Source organism: Streptomyces sp. BK239 (assembly GCF_004217285.1).
In the GTDB taxonomy this organism is placed as follows: Bacteria; Actinomycetota; Actinomycetes; order Streptomycetales; family Streptomycetaceae; genus Streptomyces.
In genome coordinates this window covers 1-21163 of sequence record NZ_SHKS01000003.1, presented here as the reverse complement: position 1 = coordinate 21163, position 21163 = coordinate 1, and the positions used below count along the sequence as shown (strand labels likewise).

General features: G+C 72.9%; 18 protein-coding genes. 12 read left to right on the top strand and 6 right to left on the bottom strand.

All coding sequences use genetic code 11. The features are described from left to right. Window positions 1-225: 225 nt before the first annotated feature. Complete coding sequence (locus EV567_RS09985; protein ID WP_130438362.1) at window positions 226-1182, bottom strand: A/G-specific adenine glycosylase; 957 nt, start codon at window positions 1180-1182, stop codon at window positions 226-228. 347 nt (window positions 1183-1529) lie between these two features. Between EV567_RS09985 and EV567_RS09980 the strand changes: the two genes are divergently transcribed. Continuing rightward, complete coding sequence (locus tag EV567_RS09980) at window positions 1530-2399, top strand: hypothetical protein (RefSeq protein WP_130438361.1); 870 nt, start codon at window positions 1530-1532, stop codon at window positions 2397-2399. A gap of 78 nt (window positions 2400-2477) precedes the next feature. Here the strand turns inward: EV567_RS09980 and disA are convergent, their stop codons facing one another. Beyond that, window positions 2478-3602, bottom strand: a complete 1125-nt coding sequence (gene disA / locus EV567_RS09975; protein ID WP_130438360.1) for a DNA integrity scanning diadenylate cyclase DisA — start codon at window positions 3600-3602, stop codon at window positions 2478-2480. An 81-nt stretch (window positions 3603-3683) separates the two neighbouring features. Further along, window positions 3684-5093 carry a DNA repair protein RadA gene (gene radA / locus EV567_RS09970; RefSeq protein ID WP_130438359.1) on the bottom strand — a complete coding sequence of 470 codons (1410 nt, stop codon included), beginning with the start codon at window positions 5091-5093 and terminating at the stop codon, window positions 3684-3686. A gap of 197 nt (window positions 5094-5290) precedes the next feature. Between radA and EV567_RS09965 the strand changes: the two genes are divergently transcribed. Beyond that, the gene (locus EV567_RS09965) at window positions 5291-7051 is read left to right on the top strand and encodes a sigma-70 family RNA polymerase sigma factor (RefSeq protein ID WP_130438358.1); all 1761 of its coding nucleotides are present in this window, start codon (window positions 5291-5293) and stop codon (window positions 7049-7051) included. A gap of 22 nt (window positions 7052-7073) precedes the next feature. Here the strand turns inward: EV567_RS09965 and EV567_RS09960 are convergent, their stop codons facing one another. Continuing rightward, entirely contained in the window at window positions 7074-7916 is an 843-nt protein-coding gene (locus tag EV567_RS09960) for a hypothetical protein (protein WP_130438357.1), read from the bottom strand. A 96-nt stretch (window positions 7917-8012) separates the two neighbouring features. Between EV567_RS09960 and EV567_RS09955 the strand changes: the two genes are divergently transcribed. The 4 genes from EV567_RS09955 (at window position 8013) to ilvD (ending at window position 12632) form a co-directional block, all read left to right on the top strand. Then, entirely contained in the window at window positions 8013-8945 is a 933-nt protein-coding gene (locus EV567_RS09955) for a Ppx/GppA phosphatase family protein (RefSeq protein WP_130438356.1), read from the top strand. Between the two features lie 283 nt (window positions 8946-9228). Continuing rightward, entirely contained in the window at window positions 9229-10053 is an 825-nt protein-coding gene (locus EV567_RS09950; protein WP_130438355.1) for a sugar phosphate isomerase/epimerase, read from the top strand. Next, entirely contained in the window at window positions 10050-10655 is a 606-nt protein-coding gene (locus EV567_RS09945; RefSeq protein ID WP_130438354.1) for a TetR family transcriptional regulator, read from the top strand. The genes EV567_RS09950 and EV567_RS09945 overlap by 4 nt, the downstream gene beginning before the upstream one ends. A 123-nt stretch (window positions 10656-10778) precedes the next feature. After that, entirely contained in the window at window positions 10779-12632 is a 1854-nt protein-coding gene (gene ilvD, locus EV567_RS09940) for a dihydroxy-acid dehydratase (protein WP_130438353.1), read from the top strand. Window positions 12633-12660: 28 nt separating this feature from the next. Here the strand turns inward: ilvD and EV567_RS09935 are convergent, their stop codons facing one another. Then, on the bottom strand, window positions 12661-14880 hold the full coding sequence (locus tag EV567_RS09935) for a serine/threonine-protein kinase (protein ID WP_130438352.1): 2220 nt from the start codon (window positions 14878-14880) through the stop codon (window positions 12661-12663). Window positions 14881-15073: 193 nt separating this feature from the next. On the opposite strand from EV567_RS09935, the gene EV567_RS09930 reads away from it, so the two are divergent. From EV567_RS09930 to proC, 6 genes are all read left to right on the top strand, one after another. Further along, window positions 15074-15388, top strand: coding sequence for an SH3 domain-containing protein (locus EV567_RS09930; RefSeq protein ID WP_130438351.1), 315 nt, complete (start codon window positions 15074-15076; stop codon window positions 15386-15388). A 150-nt stretch (window positions 15389-15538) separates the two neighbouring features. Beyond that, a complete protein-coding gene (locus EV567_RS09925) occupies window positions 15539-16036 on the top strand; it encodes an EamA/RhaT family transporter (RefSeq protein WP_130438350.1) in 498 nt (165 codons plus the stop codon). A 64-nt stretch (window positions 16037-16100) separates the two neighbouring features. Continuing rightward, the gene (locus EV567_RS09920) at window positions 16101-16871 is read left to right on the top strand and encodes a class I SAM-dependent methyltransferase (protein WP_130438349.1); all 771 of its coding nucleotides are present in this window, start codon (window positions 16101-16103) and stop codon (window positions 16869-16871) included. 147 nt (window positions 16872-17018) lie between these two features. After that, entirely contained in the window at window positions 17019-17831 is an 813-nt protein-coding gene (locus tag EV567_RS09915; protein WP_130438348.1) for an ABC transporter ATP-binding protein, read from the top strand. Continuing rightward, complete coding sequence (locus EV567_RS09910) at window positions 17828-18601, top strand: ABC transporter permease (protein WP_130438347.1); 774 nt, start codon at window positions 17828-17830, stop codon at window positions 18599-18601. Before EV567_RS09915 ends, EV567_RS09910 begins: the two co-directional genes overlap by 4 nt. 139 nt (window positions 18602-18740) lie before the next feature. Beyond that, window positions 18741-19553, top strand: a complete 813-nt coding sequence (gene proC, locus EV567_RS09905) for a pyrroline-5-carboxylate reductase (protein ID WP_130438346.1) — start codon at window positions 18741-18743, stop codon at window positions 19551-19553. Window positions 19554-19582: 29 nt separating this feature from the next. On the opposite strand, the gene trpS is transcribed toward proC, so the two are convergent. After that, window positions 19583-20608: a tryptophan--tRNA ligase gene (gene trpS / locus EV567_RS09900; RefSeq protein ID WP_130438345.1), complete on the bottom strand. Its 1026-nt coding sequence runs from the start codon at window positions 20606-20608 to the stop codon at window positions 19583-19585. Between the last annotated feature and the right edge of the window lie 555 nt (window positions 20609-21163).

The window sequence follows — 21163 nt, the reverse complement described above, 5'->3', positions numbered from 1 at the left end:
ACGGAAGAGAAGCTACGGAGGTGTTGTCACGGCACTGTCCGAGGCAGCCTGCGGCCAGCGCTCGGCTGTCCGTCGGTTGTGTAACGGAAATGAGTTCGGGGTAAGGGGACCGACCGATCGGTGTGCCTATGGGGTGCTTTGGGTCGTGAGCGAGTGTGACGGAAGCCCGTTACGGAGCCGTGCACAAGCACTGAGCCTGTGCGACGGCCGTGAACTGGCTGTGCGTCACGTCAGCGGCAGGCGGTACTGGCCGCCCGGCAGCGGTTCCACGAGACCGTCCGCGACGAGGCCGTCCAGCGCACGCGCGCGTTGCACCGGCTCGTGCCACACGCGGTCCAGAACGGCTTGGGGCACGGGCGCGTGAGCGTCCCTCAGGACGGCGAGCAGCTTCCCGCGCACCTGCCGGTCGGTGCCGGCGTACGTCTGTCCCCGGCGCGGCGGGCCGGTGTGCTCCGGCTTGCCCGCGAGCCGCCAGGCGCACTGTGCGGCGATCGGGCAGCGGCCGCACGTCTCGTTCTTGGCCGTGCAGACGAGCGCCCCGAGTTCCATGGAGGCGGCCGCCCAGCGCGCGGCGGTCTCCTGTTCCTCGGGCAGCAGCGCCCGGGCGAGTTTGCGCTCGGCGGCCGTGGTCGCGTTCGGCGGGTACTGGACGCCGGTGACCGCGCGTGCGAAGACCCGCCGGACGTTGGTGTCCAGCACGGCGTGCCGCTGCCCGTACGCGAACGAGGCGACCGCGGCGGCCGTGTACTCGCCGATGCCGGGCAGCGCCAGGAGTTGAGCGTGGTCCGACGGCACGTCGCCGCCGTGCCGTTCCGTTATGGCCACCGCCGCGCCGTGCAGCCGCAGGGCGCGGCGCGGATAGCCGAGCCTGCCCCACGCGCGTACGGCCTCGCCGGGCGCCTCCGCGGCCAGGTCGGCGGGGCGCGGCCAGCGGGCGAGCCACTGCTCGTAGACGGGCAGGACCCGGTTGACCGGAGTCTGCTGGAGCATGAACTCGCTGACCATCACGCCCCACGCGCCGGCTTCGGGCCGCCGCCAGGGCAGGTCGCGGGCGTTGTCGTCGAACCAGTCGATGACGGGGGAGTGGAGGTGGGCGCCGGTGACCTGCTCGTCGAGCAGGGGACCGGGGGCGGCGTCGGCTTCGGCGGGGCTGCTGTACGGGGGCTTGGTGGGCGCAGTCATGGCCCTACCGATCCTGCCATGAGGGGAGGGAAGCGCGCGTACCGCCACTCTGTGGGGCGGGCCACGGGGATCTTCCGTGGGACCGCCCCCCCCGGTCGCGGCCGGAGCGTCAGGCGGCTGTGGCCAGAGGTGCAAGCGGCGCGAATGCGAAGGGAGGCGGCTCCTTCCGCAGCGGTCACGGATGGTGAGCGTGAAGGCCGTCGTCGTCACCCCGTGCGACTGGTGGCGGTGTGAAGGGCACAAGTCGGAGGCGCAGCAGTCGTGTCCGGGATGATGATCCGGAAAAGTTGTTCTCCGGGCGGCGGGTGGGGCCGGTGAACGGCGCGATCTCTCGTACAGTTTGCGCCGTGGGATCTCTGCGCAATCCGGTCGGGCCGCTTCCCTCCTCCATCTACTGGCGACGGAGGGTCGTACTGCTGTCCGTGGTCGCCCTGTTGGCGCTGCTGGTCACATGGATCGTGGCCTCGGGCGGGGGTGGCGGACGCAACGGCGCGGACGGTCCCAACGGGAAGAATCCCGCGCCTTCGATCACCCCGGGACCGTCCGGATCAGGGCCCGCGATCAGTCAAAACCCCGGCGGCCGCGACGAGTCGGGCGACGGGGGCTCCGGTTCCGGCGGATCGGGCGGATCGGGCGGGTCCGGGGCCGTGGGCGGTTCCGGGGGCGGGTCGGGTTCGGGTGGCGGAGCCGGGACCGGTTCCGGCGGCGCCGGTGCGGGCGACGGCGGGGCCGCGGTGGGCGCCGGGGGTGTGGTGAGCGACGGCGTCTCCAGCGCGGGGACGTCCGCCACGGCCCTGCCGGCCGGGACCACACTGCCCAACTGCACTGCGAGCGTGGTGACGTTGAGCCTGCGCAGTGTCCGCAACACCTACTCGCCGGGACAGAAGCCCACGTTCCAGCTGACGGCGAAGAACTCCTCCGGGAGTGACTGCAAGGTCGATCTCGGGCCTTCCAAGGCCGTGTTGACGATCACTCAGGCGGGGGCGGAGGACGACTACTGGTCCTCCGACGACTGCCCCAAGGGTGCGGGCAGCCGGCTGTACCGCGTGGCCGGCGGGAGCGGCCTCACGTACACCGTGACCTGGGACCGCAAGCCCGGTGCGCCCAAGTGCGCGACGCCGCCGCCGGGGGTGGCCGGACCGGGGACCTACCTGGTCGAGGCGAAGGTCCCGGGCTTCGCGAAGGCGCAGACGTCGTTCGTGCTGAAGGCCGACTAGGCGAAACACGCCTAGGGCGAAACGCGCCCTGGGGCGGACGGTCGGCCCGCGGTTCACATGCCGCAGCCGCGGGCCGTGTCAGACGTAGCGTTCCAGGATCGACGACTCCGCCAGGCGGGAGAGGCCCTCCCGGACGCTGCGGGCCCGGGCCTCGCCCACTCCGTCGACCGTCTGGAGGTCGTCGACGCTCGCGGCGAGGAGCTTCTGGAGGCCGCCGAAGTGCTCCACCAGGCGGTCGATAATGGCGCCGGGGAGGCGGGGGACCTTGGCCAGGAGCCGGAAACCGCGCGGGGAGACCGCGGAGTCGAGGGCCTCGGGGGAGCCGGTGTAGCCCAGCGCCCGCGCCACCGTGGACATTTCGAGGAGCTCGGCGTGGCTCAGCGCGTCCAGCTCGTACAGCGCCTCGTCGACCGTGCGGGAGCGCTTGGCCGTCGGCTCGGGCACGTAGTCCCGGACCACCAGCTCACGCTCGGGCTCCACGCCCGCGATCAACTCGTCGAGCTGGAGGGCGAGAAGGCGGCCGTCGGTGCCCAGCTCCACCACGTACTCGGCGATCTCGGTGGCGATGCGGCGCACCATCTCCAGGCGCTGGGCCACGGCGGACACGTCCCGGACCGTCACCAGGTCCTCGATCTCCAGCGCCGACAGAGTCCCCGCGACCTCGTCCAGGCGGAGCTTGTAGCGCTCCAGGGTGGCGAGGGCCTGGTTCGCGCGGGACAGGATCGCCGCCGAGTCCTCCAGGACGCGGCGGTGGCCGTCGACGTAGATCGCGATCAGCCGCATGGACTGGGAGACCGAGACGACGGGGAAGCCGACCTGCTTGCTGACGCGGTCCGCCGTGCGGTGCCGCGTGCCGGTCTCCTCCGTGGGGATCGTGGGGTCCGGCACCAGCTGGACGCCGGCCCGCAGGATCTTCGACAGGTCGGAGGAGAGCACGATGCCGCCGTCGAGCTTGCACAGCTCGCGCAGCCGGGTCGCCGTGAACTCGACGTCCAGGACGAAACCGCCCGTGCACATCGCCTCGACCGTCTTGTCGGAGCCCAGCAGGATGAGCCCGCCGGTGTTGCCGCGCAGGATCCGCTCCAGACCGTCGCGCAGAGCCGTGCCGGGGGCCACCGCGCTCAGCGAGGCGCGCATCAGGCCGTCGGCGCCGGAACTGCCACCGGACTTTCCATGAGCTGCCGCCCGGTCGTTGGCTGCCACTGCACTCCTCCGGTCGCAGGTTCTGGGGCGTCCCCGCTGCGCGCACTCGGTTCGTACGGACGGGCGAGACCTGGGCAAAGTCTACCGGCGGTCCTCCCCCTCCCGTGGGGCCTCTCGGCGACGGGACCGCGGCAGGACCCGCAGGGCGTCCCCCATGTCCGCGACTTCCAGGACCTTCATGCCCGCGGGGACCCTCCCGGGATCGCCCGGCACGAGCGCGTGCGTGAAGCCCAGACGGTGGGCCTCGGCGAGCCTGCGCTGCACGCCCGTGACCCGTCTGACCTCGCCCGCGAGGCCCACCTCGCCGATCGCGACGAGGTTCTTCGGCAGGGGTGTGTCGCTGGCGGCGCTGGCCAGCGCGAGGGCGATCGCCAGGTCCGCGGCGGGCTCGGAGAGCTTCACCCCGCCGACCGTCGCGGAGTAGATGTCCCGCTTGCCGAGGGCGCTGATCCTGCCCCGCTGCTCCAGGACCGCGAGCATCATCGACACCCGGGACGTCTCCAGGCCGGAGGTCGTCCGGCGCGGGGAGGGGATCTGCGAGTCGACGGTGAGCGCCTGCACTTCGGCGACCAGGGGACGGCGGCCCTCCAGGGTGACCGTCAGGCAGGTCCCCGGGACCGGTTCGTCACGACGGGTCAGGAAGAGGCCGCTCGGGTCCGCGAGGCCGGTGATGCCCTCGTCGTGCAGTTCGAAGCAGCCCACCTCGTCCGTCGCCCCGTAGCGGTTCTTGACGCCCCGCACGAGACGCAGGCGCGCGTGCCGGTCGCCCTCGAAGTGCAGGACGACGTCGACCAGGTGCTCCAGCAGGCGCGGCCCCGCGATCGCGCCGTCCTTGGTGACATGGCCCACGAGCAGCGTGGACATGCCGCGGTCCTTGGAGGCGCGGATGAGGGCCCCGGCCACCTCGCGGACCTGGGCCATCCCGCCGGGCGCGCCGTCGATCTCCGGGGAGGCCACCGTCTGCACCGAGTCGAGGATGAGCAGCGAGGGCTTCACCGCGTCCAAGTGGCCGAGGACGGCCGCCAGATCCGTCTCGGCGGCGAGGTAGAGGTGGTCGTCGATGGCGCCGATGCGGTCGGCGCGCAGCCGGACCTGGCTCGCGGACTCCTCGCCGGTCACATAGAGCGTGCGGTGCTCGTCACTGGCCGACTTGGCGGCCACGTCGAGCAGGAGCGTCGACTTGCCCACGCCCGGCTCCCCGGCGAGCAGCACCACCGCGCCCGGCACCAGGCCCCCGCCGAGCACACGGTCCAGCTCGGCCACGCCGGTGGGGCGGGCGGTGGCCTGACGGCCGTCGACCTGGCCGATCGGCAGGGCGGAGGTGGTGACGCGCCCCGGTGTCGTCGTACGGACCGCGGGCGCGCCGTACTCCTCGACCGTGCCCCACGCCTGGCATTCGGGGCAGCGGCCGAGCCACTTGGCCGTCTGCCATCCGCATTCCGTGCAGCGGTAGGACGGACGGTCCTTGGTGGTCTTCGTACGGGCAGCCATGGGGAAACCGTAACGGCAGCCACCGACAACGGTCCGGGCCTGTGGACAACCGTGCGCCCCCGGCGTTCCCCCACCGGGGGACGACCCCCGTATGCACCTTTCGCCCCCGACCCGTATGAGGGATCGTTTCACCCGTACGGATTAAAAGGACTCAAGGGGGCAGAACACGCAGTTCCGCGCCGCCTACGGTCGCACGGGTGATGAGCAGCCGTCCGCAGACCCCGACCCGCACGACCGGCGCACACCGGGCGCACCGGGAGGCGTGCGACCGCGCCGAGGCGCGCACGCCGGCGCGGCGACCGCGCGGCCGCAGCGAGCCGTCCTACGAGCCGTACCTCGACGGGCTGTTCACCTACTGCCTGTCCGTCCTGTGCGAGCACGACGCGGCCACCGCAGCGCTCGCGGACGTCCTCGCCCTCGCCGAGCGGCGCGGTCAGCGCGTCCCGGACGCCCCGGGCGACCGCAGGGCATGGCTGTACGCACTGGCCCGCTGGGCGTGTCTGCGCGAGCTCGCCGAGGCCCGGCGCAAACGCCAGGGCACGCACGCGGCGGGGCGGCAGGCCGCCCCCGGCGCGAGCGGCGCGAAGCCCGCCGAAGCGCCCCCCGCCGACCTCGCGGACGAGGCCAGGCAGCAGCAGCGGCGGCGTGAACTCGCCCTGCTCGCCTGGCCGGAGGCGGCCGGCACCACACCCGAGCAGCGTGAGGCGCTGGAGCTCGCCGTACGCCACCAGCTCGCCGCCCACGAGGTGGCCGCCGTTCTCGGGATGGAGCACGCCGCAGCCCGCGAGCTGCTGGCCACCGCCGCCTGCGAGGTCGAGCGCACCCGCGCCGCCCTCGCCGTGGTGGAGACCGGCGGCTGCCCCGGGGTGGACCGTCTCTCGGGAGACGACCAGCTCGTGCTGAGCGCCGCCCTGCGCCGCGAACTCGTCCGGCACGTCGACGACTGCCCGCGCTGCCGCCGCGCCGCCGAACGCGCGGTCCCCGGCCGCTGGCCCGGCGCCGGCGTCACCCCGGCCGAGCTGCCCGTGCTGGAAGCACCCCGCGCGACCCTGCGCGCCGCCACCGCCCGCCTCTCCCGCGCGCGCGGCGCGGCCGCACCCCGGTTCGACCGGCGCGGCTTCCCGATGGACCCCAAGGACCGCGCCGCCCGCCGCGACCGCCTACGCGCGCGTGCCGTCACCACGACCGTCGTCGCCACCGTCGTCGCCGCGCCCGTGATCGCCCTCTGGGCCGCCTACCGGAGCACGCCGACCACCGAGGGCGCCGACGGACGCAACCCCGCCGCCAGTGAGGCACAGGACCCCGGCGGCCTCGACTCGGCGGCCGCCGGCGGCTACCAGAACGCCGGCAACGCCAGCACCCGGCCCGGCGGGCGCGCTTCCGCGGGCGACGAGACCGACGTGTCCGTCGAGGTCATCAGCGTCGCCGGACTCGGCGAGCACGGCGTCGGCCGCCTCTCCGTGCGGGCCGGCACCGACGGCGCCACCACCCTGATCACCCTGACCGCGGCCCCGGACGCGCCCGAGCCGATCCGCTGGTCCGCGACCGCCACCGCCCCCTGGCTCCACCTGAGCCGCTCCCGTGGCGTGATCGCGCCCGGCGATTCGACGACGGTCAAGGTGTACGTCGACCGTCTGCGCGAACCCGCCGGGCACTGGCACGCACGCGTGGCGATCGCCCCGGCCGGCGCGGTCGTCTCCATCGACGGCTACGGCGTCGCGCCCGCGCCCGCCGATCCCGGACCGGGCCGCCCCACCGGCGCGCCCCCGTCGCAGGGGCCCGTGCCCAGCCCCACGGCACCGCCCACCACGCCCCCGGCCTCCAGCCCCCCGCCGGCCACCGCCGACCCCGAGCCCACCCCCGATCCGTCCACACCGGACCCGGGCGTCTCCACACCGCCCCCGGGCGACGGCGGCGAGGAGGGCGGCGGCGACGACGGCGACACCGGGTCGCCTTGACGGGCCGCCCGGCAGGACCTCCTCAGCCCGCCGGGTCCGCCGGGTGCGGCGCCACCAGGGGAAGCTGTGCGGCGAGCCGCTGCTCGCACAGCTCGACCAGCCGGTCGTAGCCCGCCTTGCCCATCAGCTCGGTCAGCTCCGCCCGGTACGACACGTACACCGGCTCGCCCGCGCCGTGCGCCGAGGTCGCCGAGGTGCACCACCAGTGCAGGTCGTGACCGCCCGGGCCCCAGCCCCGCCGGTCGTACTCACCGATCGACACTTGGAGCACGCGCGTGTCGTCGGGCCGCTCGATCCAGTCGTACGTGCGGCGCACCGGGAGCTGCCAGCAGACGTCCGGCTTGGTCTCCAGCGGCTCACGGCCTTCCCGCAGCGCCAGGATGTGCAACGAGCAGCCGGCGCCGCCCGCGAAGCCGGGACGGTTCTGGAAGATGCACGAACCGTTGAACGGGCGGGTCTGCCGCGAGCCGTCCTCGTCCTCCGCGACCCAGCCGCCCCGCGTGCCCTCGTCGTGGTGCTGCCAGATGTCCGGGGTGAGGCGCGCCACGTGCTCGGCGACGCGCTTCTCGTCGTCCTCGTCGGAGAAGTGGGCCCCCAGCGAGCAGCAGCCGTCGTCGGCGCGGCCCGCCTGGATGCCCTGGCAGCCGCTGCCGAAGATGCAGTTCCAACGCGAGGTCAGCCACGTCAGGTCGCACCGGAAGACCTGCTCGTGGTCGGCGGGGTCGGGGAACTCGACCCACGCGCGCGCGAAGTCGAGGCCCTTCTCGTCCCCGGCCGGGCCGGCGGGCGACCCCTGCGGGGCGGCCTTGCGCGACTTCTTCGAAGTGGCGTTCTTGTCGTGCTTCGCGCTTTTCGTCTTTGGCACGCGTCCAGGGTAAGTCGCCCGCGCGCCGGCGCGACACCGTCTCAGGACGCACACCGGGGACCGTGCGGAGCCCGCCTGGCAGTAGCGTTTCCCCTCATGAGACTCGGTGTCCTCGACGTGGGATCGAACACGGTGCACCTGCTGGTGGTGGACGCGCACCCCGGTGCGTGCCCGCTGCCCGCGCACTCGCACAAGGCGGAACTGCGCCTGGCCCAACTGCTCGACGACAGCGGGGCGATAGGCGCCGAAGGCGTCGACCGGCTGATCACGGTCATCCAGGAGGCCCTGCAGGCCGCCGAGGACAAGGGCGTCGAGGACCTGCTGCCGTTCGCGACGTCCGCCGTGCGCGAGGCCGGCAACGCCGACGACGTCCTCGCGCGCGTGCGGGACGAGACCGGCGTCGAGCTCCAGGTCCTCACCGGCGCGGAGGAGGCCCGGCTCACCTTCCTCGCCGCCCGCCGCTGGTTCGGCTGGTCCTCGGGCAAGCTGCTCGTCCTGGACATCGGCGGCGGCTCGCTGGAGATCGCGTACGGCATCGACGAGGAGCCCGACGCGGCCGTCTCCCTCCCCCTGGGCGCGGGCCGGCTCACGGCGGGTTGGCTGCCCGGCGACCCGCCCGACCCCGAGGACATCCGGGCGCTGCGCCGGCACGCCCGCACGGAGATCGCCCGCACGGTGGGGGAGTTCAGCCGCTTCGGCTCCCCGGACCACGTCGTCGCCACGTCGAAGACCTTCAAGCAGCTCGCCCGCCTCGCCGGCGCCGCCCGCTCCACCGACGGCCAGTACGTGCAGCGTGAGCTCAAGCGGGAGTCCCTGGAGGCCTGGGTGCCGCGCCTGGCCGGCATGACCGCCGCCCAGCGCGCGGAGCTGCCCGGAGTCTCGGAGGGCCGCGCGGGCCAGCTCCTCGCCGGGGCACTGGTCGCCGAGGGCGCGATGGACCTGTTCGGCGTGGAGACCCTGGAGATCTGCCCCTGGGCCCTGAGAGAGGGCGTCATCCTGCGCCGCCTGGACCACATGGGCTCGGCGTAGAGCGAGGCACGCGGGCGTGAGCCTGCGGACGGTCCACACATGCGCGTGCGCGAGCCGGAGGGTCACCCGTGCGCGTGCGGGTGCGCGAGCCGGGCGGGTCCTACGCCGCGTGCGCGAGGCGACAGGGCAGTGTGCGCAAGCCGGCGGGCCACGCGTGTGCTTGCGCAAGCCCCTGCGCATTCGGCGCGAATCCACCGGAGCCCGTCGTGGGCGTCGTGGCGAACACCACAACGGCCGCCGGGGACCCGGCTCGCACTCGACCGCACCCCGTAACCTGTCCCCCATGGCAGAGCCAGTCGTGCGCATCCCGGATGCGAAGGTCGCCCTGTCGACGGCCTCGGTCTATCCGGAGTCGACGGCGACGGCCTTCGAGATCGCCGCGCGCCTCGGGTACGACGGCGTCGAGGTCATGGTCTGGAACGACCCGGTCAGCCAGGACATCGACGCGCTCCGCAGACTCAGCGACTACCACCAGGTGCCGATCCTCGCCGTGCACGCCCCGTGCCTGCTGATCACACAGCGGGTGTGGTCGACCGACCCGTGGGTCAAGCTGCAGCGGGCCCGCGCGGCGGCAGAGAGGCTCGGCGCCGGCACCGTCGTCGTCCACCCGCCCTTCCGCTGGCAGCGCCAGTACGCGCGCGACTTCGTCACCGGAATCTGGCGGATGGCCGACGAGACGGACGTGCGGTTCGCCGTCGAGAACATGTACCCCTGGCGTTACCGCGACCGCGAGATGCTCGCCTACGCGCCGGACTGGGACGTCACCAAGGACGACTACCGGCACTTCACGATCGACCTCAGCCACGCCTCGACGGCCCGTACGGACGCCATCCAGATGCTCGACCGCATGGGCGACCGCCTCGGGCATGTCCACCTCGCGGACGGCAACGGCTCGGCCAAGGACGAGCACCTGGTCCCCGGCCGCGGCTCGCAGCCCTGCGCCGAACTGCTGGAGCGGCTCGCGCTCAGCGGCTTCGACGGCCATGTCGTCATCGAGGTCAACACCCGGCGCGCCATGTCCGGAGCCGAACGGGAGGCCGACCTCGCGGAGGCCCTGGCCTTCACGCGACTGCACCTCGCGTCGGCGCCGAAGGTGCCCCGCTGGTGAACGGCACCGGCGCGCGCCGCCGCGGGCGGCCTCCGCGCACCGAGTCAGGCGACACCCGCGACCGCATCCTGACCGCGGCCCGCGAGGAGTTCTCCGAGCGCGGATACGAGAAGACGTCCGTGCGGGGCATCGCCAAGGCCGCCGGGGTCGACTCGGCGCTCGTCCACCACTACTTCGGCACCAAGGAGCAGGTCTTCGCGGCGGCCATCGAGGTCGCGTTCGCGCCCGCGCTCGACGCGCCCGAGGCCCTCGCCGACGGCCCGCCGGCCGAGGTCGGCGAGCGCCTCACCCGCTTCATCCTGGGCATCTGGGAGAACCCGGCGACCCGTGCGCCCGTCCTGGCCATCGTCCGCTCGGCGGTGACCAACGAGACCGCGGCGGCCGTCTTCCGCCGTCTGGTCGCCTCCCAGCTCCTGCGCCGCGTCGCCGCGCAGCTCGAACTCCCCGACGCCGAGCTGCGCGCCGAACTGGCGGCCGCCCAGCTGGTGGGGATGGCGATGCTGCGGTACGTGATCAAGGTGGAACCGCTGGCGTCGGCGGACGTCGAACAGATCGTCGCCCGGGTCGCGCCGGTCGTGCAGGGACACCTCACAGGGCCGTGACCGGGAGCCGCCCCCGCCCCGCAGGCGAGACATGCGTCCCGCATTACGGACACATCGTCCCGGTCCCTGGATGACCGGCGTACGCTCGACAGCAGCCCTATCTGTCTGAAGGAGCGAGCGACGATGCCCGAGCTGAGGTCCCGCACAGTCACCCACGGCCGCAACATGGCGGGCGCACGCGCCCTTATGCGCGCCTCCGGTGTACCCGGTGCGGACATCGGCCGGAAGCCGATCATCGCCGTGGCCAACAGCTTCACGGAGTTCGTGCCCGGCCACACCCACCTCCAGCCGGTCGGCCGGATCGTCAGCGAGGCGATCGTCGAGGCCGGCGGCATCCCGCGCGAGTTCAACACCATCGCCGTCGACGACGGCATCGCGATGGGCCACGGCGGCATGCTGTACTCCCTGCCCTCCCGCGACCTGATCGCGGACAGCGTGGAGTACATGGTCGAGGCCCACTGCGCCGACGCCCTGATCTGCATCTCCAACTGCGACAAGATCACCCCGGGCATGCTCAACGCGGCCCTGCGGCTGAACATCCCCACGGTGTTCGTCTCCGGCGGACCCATGGAGTCCGGCCGCGCCACCCTCGTCGACGGCACGGTCCGCACGCTCGACCTGGTCGACGCGATCTCGGACGCCGTCAACGACAAGATCTCCGACGAGGACATCCTCCGTATCGAGGAGAACGCCTGTCCGACCTGCGGCTCGTGTTCCGGCATGTTCACCGCCAACTCGATGAACTGCCTGACCGAGGCCATCGGCCTGTCCCTCCCGGGCAACGGCTCGACCCTCGCCACCCACACCGCCCGCAAGCGGCTCTACGTCGACGCCGCGCGCACGGTCATGGACATCACCCGCAGGTACTACGAGCAGGACGACGAGACGGTCCTGCCGCGCAACGTCGCCACCTTCGCCGCGTTCGAGAACGCGATGGCGCTGGACATCGCGATGGGCGGCTCCACCAACACGATCCTGCACCTGCTGGCCGCCGCACAGGAGGCGGGCGTCCCGTTCGGCCTCGACGAGATCGACGCCGTCTCGCGCCGGGTCCCGTGCCTGGCCAAGGTGGCGCCCAACGTCGCCAAGGACCGCACGTACTACATGGAGGACGTGCACCGCGCCGGCGGCATCCCCGCCCTCCTCGGCGAGCTGCACCGCGCGGGCCTGCTCAACGAGGACGTGCACGCCGTCCACAGCCCGTCCCTCGCGGACTGGATGAAGACGTGGGACGTGCGCGGCGGCTCGCCGTCCCCCGAGGCGATCGAGCTGTGGCACGCCGCGCCGGGCTGCGTCCGCTCCGCCGAGGCGTTCTCCCAGTCGGAGCGCTGGGAGGCCCTGGACGAGGACGCCGAGGGCGGCTGCATCCGCTCCGCCGAGCACGCCTACTCCAAGGACGGCGGCCTGGCGGTCCTCAAGGGCAACCTCGCCGTCGACGGCTGCGTGGTCAAGACGGCCGGCGTCGACGAGTCGATCTGGACCTTCGAGGGCCCGGCGGTCGTCTGCGAGTCGCAGGAGGAGGCCGTCGAGAAGATCCTCCTGAAGCAGATCACGGAGGGCGACGTCGTCGTCATCCGCTACGAGGGCCCCAAGGGCGGCCCCGGCATGCAGGAGATGCTCTACCCGACGTCGTACCTGAAGGGCCGCGGACTCGGTAAGGCCTGCGCCCTGATCACCGACGGCCGCTTCTCCGGCGGCACTTCGGGCCTGTCTATCGGCCACGCCTCGCCCGAGGCGGCGTCGGGCGGCACGATCGCCCTCGTCGAGGACGGCGACCGCATCCGCATCGACATCCCGAACCGCACGATCGAGTTGCTCGTCGACGACGCGGAACTCACGCGCCGTGAGCAGGCGTTGAACGGGACGTACGCCCCGAAGAACCGTGAGCGCAAGGTGTCCGCCGCCCTGCGCGCCTACGCCGCGATGGCGACGAGCGCCGACAAGGGCGCCGTGCGGGACGTGTCCAGGCTGGGCTGATCCCGGTGCCGCGGGGGCCACGGCGGGTTCACCAGCCCGCCGGGTCGCCCCCGTCCACCGCGAAGACGGTGCCGTCGGGCGCACTGCCGTACACGCGCCCGTCCGCGACGACGGGCGCCGGCAGGGAGGCCGCCACCCGGTCGCCGTGCGCGCCGAGGCGGGCCGGGGTCTGCCCGAGCAGCCGGCCGGCGCGGGCGTCGACCCCGAGGAGCCGTCCGTCCGCGCCGACGAGGTACACATGCCGGCCGTCGGTGACCGGCTCCGAGCCCCGGCTCACGCCGGTCTCCAGCTGCCACAGGACGCGGCGTCCCGCCATGTCGACGGCCTCCAGCGCCCCGCCGGTGCTCAGCAGGTAGACGACGTCCCCGCGCACGCCGGCCTGCGGGTCCTGGCGGGTCACCGGCAGCTTCACCCGGCGGGTCGACTTCGACACGGGGTCGTAGCGCACGACGGCGTCGGTGTACCCGGTCTCGTCCTCGATCGACAGCAGTAACAGGGCCCCGTCATGGCTGCCGACGGCCGTGAGGGTGCCGTCCAGCCCCGCCTGCCACCGCACGGCGCCCGTGGCCGGGTCCACGGCGGTGACCGAGGTCCTCCCCGGGTCGGAGGTGCTCGTCACGTAGGCGAGCGGATCGCCGGCGAACGACGTGAAGTACGGCGCGGGCTGCCCGGGGACCGTACGGCTCCACGCTGTCTTGCCCGTGGCGCCGTCGACGCCGGTGACCGTTCCGTCGGGGGAGGTGAGCAGCAGCATGTCGCCGACGGCGTGCAGCGCGTTGTACTCGGGCACGTCCGCCGTCCAGCGCGCCTCGCCCGAGGCGGGGTCGAGCGCCTCCAGCCGCGGGGCCAGGTGCGCCGGGGGTTGCACCAGACCGCCGACGAGGACCGGCGCCCCGCTGCCGAGGGGCGCCTCGACGGTGTGCCGCCAGGCAGGGGAGCCGTCGGCGGGGTCGAGCGCGAGGACCGTCCCCGCCTGGGCGCACAGGAGCTTCCCCGCGCCGTAGGAGCACTCGGGCGCGGTCTGCGCGTCGGAGACCGGGTCCGACCTCCACGCCGAGAACCCGGCCGGCGCCGTCCGCCCCCCGGTGGGCCCCTGCGCGGGCGCGCCCCCGGCCCACTGCACGGCGGCGACCCCGCCCGCGACGAGGCTCAGCGCCCCCGCCGCGACCGCCATCGGCCGGAGCAGCCGACGCCGGGTGCGGGGCGCGGGCGGGGCGGCCCCGCCCTTCTCGGCGTGCCCGCCGCCTTCGGAGTCCCCGTGGCTCCCGACGGCCTTACTGCTCTCGGTGTCGTCCTCGCCGGCGGTGTCCGCCTGACCGGTGAGACGGAGGGAATCGCGGTCCAGGTTCTGGTCCTGGTCTCTCTCCCGGTCCCCGTCCCGGTCCCGCGGCGCCGGTATGAACACCTGTGTGTCGTACGAGGCCGACACCGAACGCAGTTCCCGCATCAGCTCGTCCGGTGTGGGCCGCTCCTCGGGCTCCTTCGCCAGGCAGCGCTGGACCAGCGGGGCGAGCACCTGCGGCACGCCCGTCAGGTCGGGCTCGTCGTGCACGACCTGGTAGGCGACGACGTAGGGGCTGTCGGAGTCGAACGGCCCCCGCCCGGTCGCCGCGTGCACCAGGACCGACCCGAGCGCGAAGATGTCGGCGGCGGGCCCGACCTCCCTGGGCCGCCGGAACTGCTCCGGCGCCATGAACGGCGGGGTGCCGATCAACTTCCCTGTCTCGGTGCGCAGTTCGCTGTCCTTGGGCCGGGAGATGCCGAAGTCGATGACCTTCGGGCCGTCCTCGGCGAGCAGGACGTTGCTGGGCTTCAGATCCCGGTGGACGACGCCGACGCGATGGATGTCGCGCAAGGCCTCCGCGAGTCCGGCCATCAGCCGCCGCAACTCACCCGTGCTCATGGGCCCGTTCCGCTTCACCTGGTCCGAGAGGGTCGAGCCGGGGATGAACAGCGTGGCCATCCAGGGCCGTCCGGCCTCCGGGTCGGCGTCGACGACGGGTGCGGTGAACGCCCCGCTCACCCGTCTCGCGGCGGCGACCTCCTGCCGGAACCGCCCTCTGAACTCGGGGTCCTCGGCGAACCGGGCGTGCACGACCTTCACCGCGAGCTTCATCCCCGAGGTGCTGCGGGCCAGGTGGACCACGCCCATCCCGCCCGAGCCCAGACAGGATTCCAGACGGTAGTGGCCGGCGTATTCGGGAAGTTCCGCTTCCGCATCCGATCCGGTGTTGCGCTGTGGCGCCATGGACCACCCCCGTGCTGTTCGGCCGCGAATCGGCGCGCGCGACGCAGGGAGCCTAGTCGATGAGGCTGACGGGACCGAGGAGGCTTGCCAGGCCCCCGTGTTCGAATTGCATACATGTGTTTCAGCCGCTGATTCCAGGGAATCAACGTCTCCCCCCATGGAGGTCATGGGGGTTCACGGGGGAGGTTCAGTCATGTCTGTCGAGCAGGTCGAAGAGGTGGAGGGCGGCGGGGAGCCGATGCGGCGGGCGGCCGTGGCGGTGAACTCCTATCCGGTCGCCCCGGGCGTCCGGCTGAACGTCCGCAGCGGTCCCGGCACCGGTTACGGCGTGGTCCGCGTCCTGCCCGAAGGGGCCTCGGTGACGATCTACTGCCAGACGCCGGGCACAACGGTCAGCGGCCCGTACGGCACGTCGAACATCTGGGACAACATCGGCAGCGGCCAGTACGTCTCGGACACCTACGTCCGCACGGGCAGCGACGGCTACGTGGCCTCACGCTGCGGCTGACCCGCACGGCACGGGCGGGCTCCCACCGGCTCGACCGGTTCGAAGGCCGGACGGAAGGCCCGACGGGACACCTGACGGCAAACCCGACGGAAGCCCGCCCCGCCCCGGCCCCGCCCGGGGGCCCGCCCCGCCCGCGGCCATAATCGTCATGTGAGCGACGACAACGGCGCCCGGGGCGGCGCCACCACCGGCCCCCGCCCCGAGCCCCTGCGCTTCTTCGGCACGACCTGGGTCCACCACGACCAGGGCTACGCCGCCCGCCGGGCCGCCGCGTCCGTCGGGTCCCTCGCCGCCGCGGTCGGCTCCTGCCTGGTGCTGCGCCTCGCCTACGAGGGCCTCGCGATCGCCGACAGCGGCAGCTTCGTGATCCTGCTGGTCGTCGTCATGTTCGCGGTGTGCAGCGCGCTGGCCTTCCGGCACACCCTGGAGGGCTTCACCAAGCGTCACGACCCCGACCGCCAGTCCTCCCTGCGGGGTCTGCTGGCCATCGGCTTCGTCGGCTCCCTGCTCGCCTACTTCTTCCGCTCGCTCATCGAGGCCCCGGGCGAGAAGCTCCACCGCGAGGAGTACGAGGCGGCCCGCGTCCAGTACGAACGCCGCTCCGGCCGCCGTACGGGCAACCCGTCCAAGAAGCGCCGCCGGACCTGACCCGCCCTCGGCGTACCCGCAGGCCCCGTTCCCCTCGCCGCCCGCCCCGGCCCACCATGGCCCCATGACGGCTCCCGCACACACCGACCGAGCGCTCTCCTTCAGCTCCGCCGCAGCCCAGTACGCCGCCAACCGCCCCTCCTACCCGCCCGCCCTCCTCGAAGCGATCGAGGCCATGGCGGCCCATCCGCTCGCCGGGGCGCGCGTCGCCGACATCGGCGCGGGCACCGGCATCGCGACCGCCCTCCTGCACGCCCGCGGCGCCGACGTCGTCGCGGTCGAACCGGGCGACGGCATGGCTGAGCAGTTCCGCCGCGCCCTCCCCGAGGTGCCGGTCGTCCGAGGTGACGGCAACCGACTCCCCCTCGCCACCGCCTCCGTCGACTTCCTCACCTACGCCCAGTCCTGGCACTGGACGGACCCGGCGCGCTCCGTCCCGGAGGCCGTACGCGTGCTGCGCCCCGGAGGCGCCCTCGTCCTGTGGTGGAACGCCGCCGCACTCGACGTGCCCTGGATCGACGCCCAGACCGACCGCGTCCAGCGCCACTTCGGCCTGGAGCGGACCGCCGGCAGGAACGGCGACGGCACGCACGCGGTCCTGGCCGGCCCGACCGACCCCCTGGACTTCGCCCGCGGCCAGGTCCGCTGGAGCCGCCGCGTCCCCCTGGACACCCATCTGGCCAACATCGGCAGCCACTCGATCTTCCTCGTCCACGGCCCGGAGAGCACCGCCGCCTTCCTCGAAGAGGAGCGCCGGCACCTCCTGACCGTCTTCCCGGACGGCATGGTCGAGGAGACCTACGACGTCGCGTTCCTGGTCGCCCTCCGCCCCTGACCCCGCGGACCACACCTCTCCCGTGCGGCGGCTCCCGGTTCCGGGGCCGCCGCACACGCATGTTCCGGGCCCGGCCCTTCTCGACCACGTCCCGCCCGCCCTCGCCCCCTCTTGACGACGCCTCGACCGAGGCGCACTATTCATCACATGATGAATTACAGTTCCGGAGAGCCCCCGACGCCGCCCGACGCCGACCGGACACCCGCCGTCCAGGCCCGCGGCCTCACCGTCGTCCGAGGTCCCCGCACGGTGCTGCGCTCCCTCGACTTCACCGTCCCGCGCGGCCAGATCACCGGACTCCTCGGCCCCTCGGGCTGCGGCAAGTCGACCCTCATGCGCGCGATCGTCGGCACCCAGGCCAAGGTCACCGGCACCCTCGACGTCCTGGGCCGTCCCGCGGGACACCCCGCCCTGCGTACCCGCATCGGCTACGTCACCCAGGCCCCCTCCGTCTACGCGGACCTCACGGTCCGCCAGAACCTCGACTACTTCGCCGCGATCCTCGACCCCGGGCGCCCGGCGGCCGACCGCCGCCACGACGACGTCACCCGGGCCATCGCCGACGTCGACCTCACCAGCCACGCCGACGCACTCGCCGGCAACCTCTCCGGCGGCCAGCGCAACCGCGTCAGCCTCGCCGTGGCCCTCCTGGGCGCCCCCGAACTCCTCGTCCTCGACGAACCCACCGTCGGCCTCGACCCCGTCCTGCGCCGCGACCTGTGGAACCTCTTCGACGACATCGCCGCCTCCCGCGGCGCCACCCTCCTCGTCTCCTCCCACGTCATGGACGAGGCCGAGCGCTGCCACCGGCTCCTCCTCATGCGCGAGGGCGAGATCCTCGCCGACGACACGCCCGACGCCCTGCGCGCCCGCACCGGCTCCGACACCGTCGAGGCGGCATTCCTGCACCTCGTCGACGAGGCCACGCGGTCCGCCCGCGAAAAGGAGACGACCCGATGACCACACCGACCCGCCCCGCCCCCACCGGCCCCCTCAACCTCTCGCGCACCACCGCCACCGCGGCGCGCGTCCTGCGCCAGCTCCGCCATGACCCCCGCACCATCGCCCTGATGATCGTCATCCCGTGCGCGATGCTCTTCCTGCTCCGCTACGTCTTCGACGGCAGCCCCCGCACGTTCGACGACATCGGAGCCTCCCTCCTCGGGATCTTCCCGCTGATCACGATGTTCCTGGTGACCTCCATCGCCACCCTGCGCGAACGCACCTCCGGCACCCTGGAACGCCTCCTCGCCCTCCCCCTCGGCAAGGGCGACCTGATCGCCGGCTACGCCCTCGCCTTCGGAGCCCTCGCGATCGTCCAGTCCGTCCTGGCCACCGGCCTCGCCGTCTGGTTCCTCGACCTCGACGTCACGGGCAGCCCCTGGCTCCTCCTCCTGGTGGCCCTGCTCGATGCGCTCCTCGGCACGGCCCTCGGCCTGTTCGTCTCCGCCTTCGCCGCCTCGGAGTTCCAGGCGGTCCAGTTCATGCCGGCGGTGATCTTCCCCCAGCTCCTCCTGTGCGGCCTGTTCACCCCGCGCGACGAGATGCACCCCGCCCTCGAAGGCCTCTCCAACGTGCTGCCCATGTCCTACGCCGTCGACGGCATGAACGAGGTCCTCAGGCACACCGACATGACGGCGACCTTCGTCCGCGACATCCTCATCGTGGCCGGCTGCGCCCTGCTGGTCCTCGGCCTGGGCGCGGCGACACTCCGCAGGCGTACGGCATGACAGCCCGCCCGCGACCGCGCGCCGGCCCCGCTCCACCGCCCCGCCCGACGTCCCGCCTGCCGGACGACCGCACCACGCGGCCCACCCCGGATGCGAGGATGCCCTCAGGACGACGCACCCTTCCGGAGGACACCCCGCCATGACCCAGAAAGTCGCAGTCCTCGGCACCGGCAAGATCGGCGAAGCCCTTCTCAGCGGAATGCTCCGAGGCGGCTGGCCCCCCGCCGACCTCCTCGTCACCGCCCGCCGCGCCGAGCGGGCCGAGGAACTCCGCAGCCGCCACGGAGTCGTCCCGGTCACCAACGCCGAAGCCGCCAAGACCGCCGACACCCTCATCCTCACGGTCAAGCCGCAGGACATGGGCGCCCTCCTCGAGGAACTCGCCCCGCACGTCCCCGCCGGCCGCCTGGTCATCAGCGGAGCCGCCGGCATCACCACCGCGTTCGTCGAGGACCGCCTCACCGCCGGCGTCCCCGTCGTCCGCGTCATGACGAACACCCCCGCCCTCGTCGACGAGGCCATGTCCGTCATCTCCGCCGGCAGCCACGCAGGCGAAGCCGACCTCGCCCACACCGAGGAGATCTTCGGCTCGGTCGGCAAGACCCTGCGCGTCCCCGAGTCCCAGCAGGACGCCTGCACCGCCCTCTCCGGCTCCGGCCCGGCCTACTTCTTCTACCTGGTCGAAGCGATGACCGACGCCGGCATCCTGCTCGGCCTGCCCCGCGACAAGGCCCACGACCTCATCGTCCAGTCCGCCATCGGCGCGGCCACGATGCTCCGCGACAGCGGCGAACACCCCGTCAAGCTCCGCGAGAACGTCACCTCCCCGGCGGGCACCACCATCAACGCCATCCGCGAACTGGAGAACCACGGCGTACGCGCCGCCCTCATCGCGGCCCTCGAAGCCGCCCGCGACCGCAGCCGTCAACTGGCCTCCGGCACGAAGGACTGACGCCGCCCGCCCACCGGGGAGCAGTCACCTCACGGTGTCGCGACCGGCAGCGGCTCCGGCACCGGCGGCAGCAGTCCGATCGCGCGATAGGCGGAGTCGACCACCGGACGGGCCATCGCCCGGGCCTTCTCCGCACCCTCCCTCAGCACCCCCTCGACATACGCCGGGTCAGCGCACAGTTCCTTGTGCCTGGCCTGCAGGGGCTTCAGGACCTCGACCACAGCGTCCGCCGTGTCCTTCTTCAAAGCGCCGTACGACCGGTAACGGTCGCTGAGGGATTCGGGGTTCCCGCCCGTGCACGCGGCGAGGATCTCCAGCAGATTCGCCACCCCCGGCCGCCCCGCCCGGTCGTACACGACCTCCCGGCCGCTGTCGGTCACGGCCCGCATGACCTTCTTGCGCACCACGTCCGGCTCGTCCAGCAGGTAGACGATCCCCGGTCCGGAGTCCTCGCTCTTGCCCATCTTCGACGCGGGCTCCTGCAGGTTCATCACCCGGGCGGCCACCGCCGGATGCGTGGCCCTCGGCACCACGAACGTCTGCCCGTAGCGCTGGTTGAACCGCAATGCCAGATCCCGCGTCAGCTGCACGTGCTGTGCCTGGTCGTCGCCCACGGGCACCTCGTCCGCCGCGTAGGCCAGGATGTCCGCGGCCATCAGCACCGGATACGTCAGCAGCGACAGCCGCACGCTCCCACCGCGCTCGCGTTCCCGTCCGGCCTTCTCCTTGTACTGGATCATCCGACGCATCTCGCCGTCGGTGGCCACGCACTCCAGCAGGTACGACAGCCGCGCGTGCTCGTCCACATGGCTCTGCACGAACAGGGTGCACAACGCCGGATCCAGCCCGGCCGCCAGCAACAGGGTGGCCGTCTGCCTACTGAGCCGACGCACCCGCGCCGGATCGTGGTCCACGGTCAGCGCGTGCAGGTCGACGACGCAGAACAAGGCGTCCGCCCGGTGCTGGTCCACCTCGGCCCACTGCCGCATGGCCCCCAGGTAGTTCCCCAGCGTCAGATGCCCGGTCGGCTTGACCCCGCTGAAGACCCTCTTCATCACTCCACCTCCTGGTCGATGACCGCCGCGCCCGCCGGCCGGCTCTCAGGAGGGAGAAACGAGAACGGCCGCCGAGGCGGCGGCCGCTGACTGCATACGCGAGTCCGGCCGCCCTCAGGCGGCCCACCACTGCTGGTTGCGCGTACGCATGAACATGCCCCCACAGTACGCCGCGTGGGGCCGCCGAGGAGGCGGGTTGACACACCCCGGGCCGATACGTAGTGTTCTCCGAGTTGTCCGACGTGAGCGCCGACTCCGGTCGGTCCCCGGACAGCCATTCCGCAAGTACCTCACCAGACTCTCGACGAGCAGTCCATTGGTCTGTCGTCGTTTCATTGGCGTGCGTATTCGCGAAATGAGGAATCCGCGTTCGAAAGGACGCGGGCCCCGACTCGCTTCGGCGGCGGGGAATCCGCTAAAGTCTCACTCGTCGGAACGGCCCAACAGCCGGGAAGGCAAACCCCCTCTGACTGGGAATCAGGGCCGAAAGGATCTGATAGAGTCGGAAACGCCGGAAGGGAAACCGCGAGAGCGGGGAACCGGAAAGCACCGAGG

What these genes read in the sequence shown, in the direction of transcription:
- EV567_RS09985 (WP_130438362.1), bottom strand. Translation starts at nt 1,182, where the DNA reads ATGACTGCGCCCACCAAGCCCCCGTACAGCAGCCCCGCCGAAGCCGAC.
- radA (WP_130438359.1), bottom strand. Translation starts at nt 5,093, where the DNA reads ATGGCTGCCCGTACGAAGACCACCAAGGACCGTCCGTCCTACCGCTGC.
- EV567_RS09955 (WP_130438356.1), top strand. Translation starts at nt 8,013, where the DNA reads ATGAGACTCGGTGTCCTCGACGTGGGATCGAACACGGTGCACCTGCTG.
- EV567_RS09950 (WP_130438355.1), top strand. Translation starts at nt 9,229, where the DNA reads ATGGCAGAGCCAGTCGTGCGCATCCCGGATGCGAAGGTCGCCCTGTCG.
- ilvD (WP_130438353.1), top strand. Translation starts at nt 10,779, where the DNA reads ATGCCCGAGCTGAGGTCCCGCACAGTCACCCACGGCCGCAACATGGCG.
- EV567_RS09935 (WP_130438352.1), bottom strand. Translation starts at nt 14,880, where the DNA reads ATGGCGCCACAGCGCAACACCGGATCGGATGCGGAAGCGGAACTTCCC.
- EV567_RS09930 (WP_130438351.1), top strand. Translation starts at nt 15,074, where the DNA reads ATGTCTGTCGAGCAGGTCGAAGAGGTGGAGGGCGGCGGGGAGCCGATG.
- EV567_RS09920 (WP_130438349.1), top strand. Translation starts at nt 16,101, where the DNA reads ATGACGGCTCCCGCACACACCGACCGAGCGCTCTCCTTCAGCTCCGCC.
- EV567_RS09915 (WP_130438348.1), top strand. Translation starts at nt 17,019, where the DNA reads ATGATGAATTACAGTTCCGGAGAGCCCCCGACGCCGCCCGACGCCGAC.
- EV567_RS09910 (WP_130438347.1), top strand. Translation starts at nt 17,828, where the DNA reads ATGACCACACCGACCCGCCCCGCCCCCACCGGCCCCCTCAACCTCTCG.
- proC (WP_130438346.1), top strand. Translation starts at nt 18,741, where the DNA reads ATGACCCAGAAAGTCGCAGTCCTCGGCACCGGCAAGATCGGCGAAGCC.
- trpS (WP_130438345.1), bottom strand. Translation starts at nt 20,608, where the DNA reads ATGAAGAGGGTCTTCAGCGGGGTCAAGCCGACCGGGCATCTGACGCTG.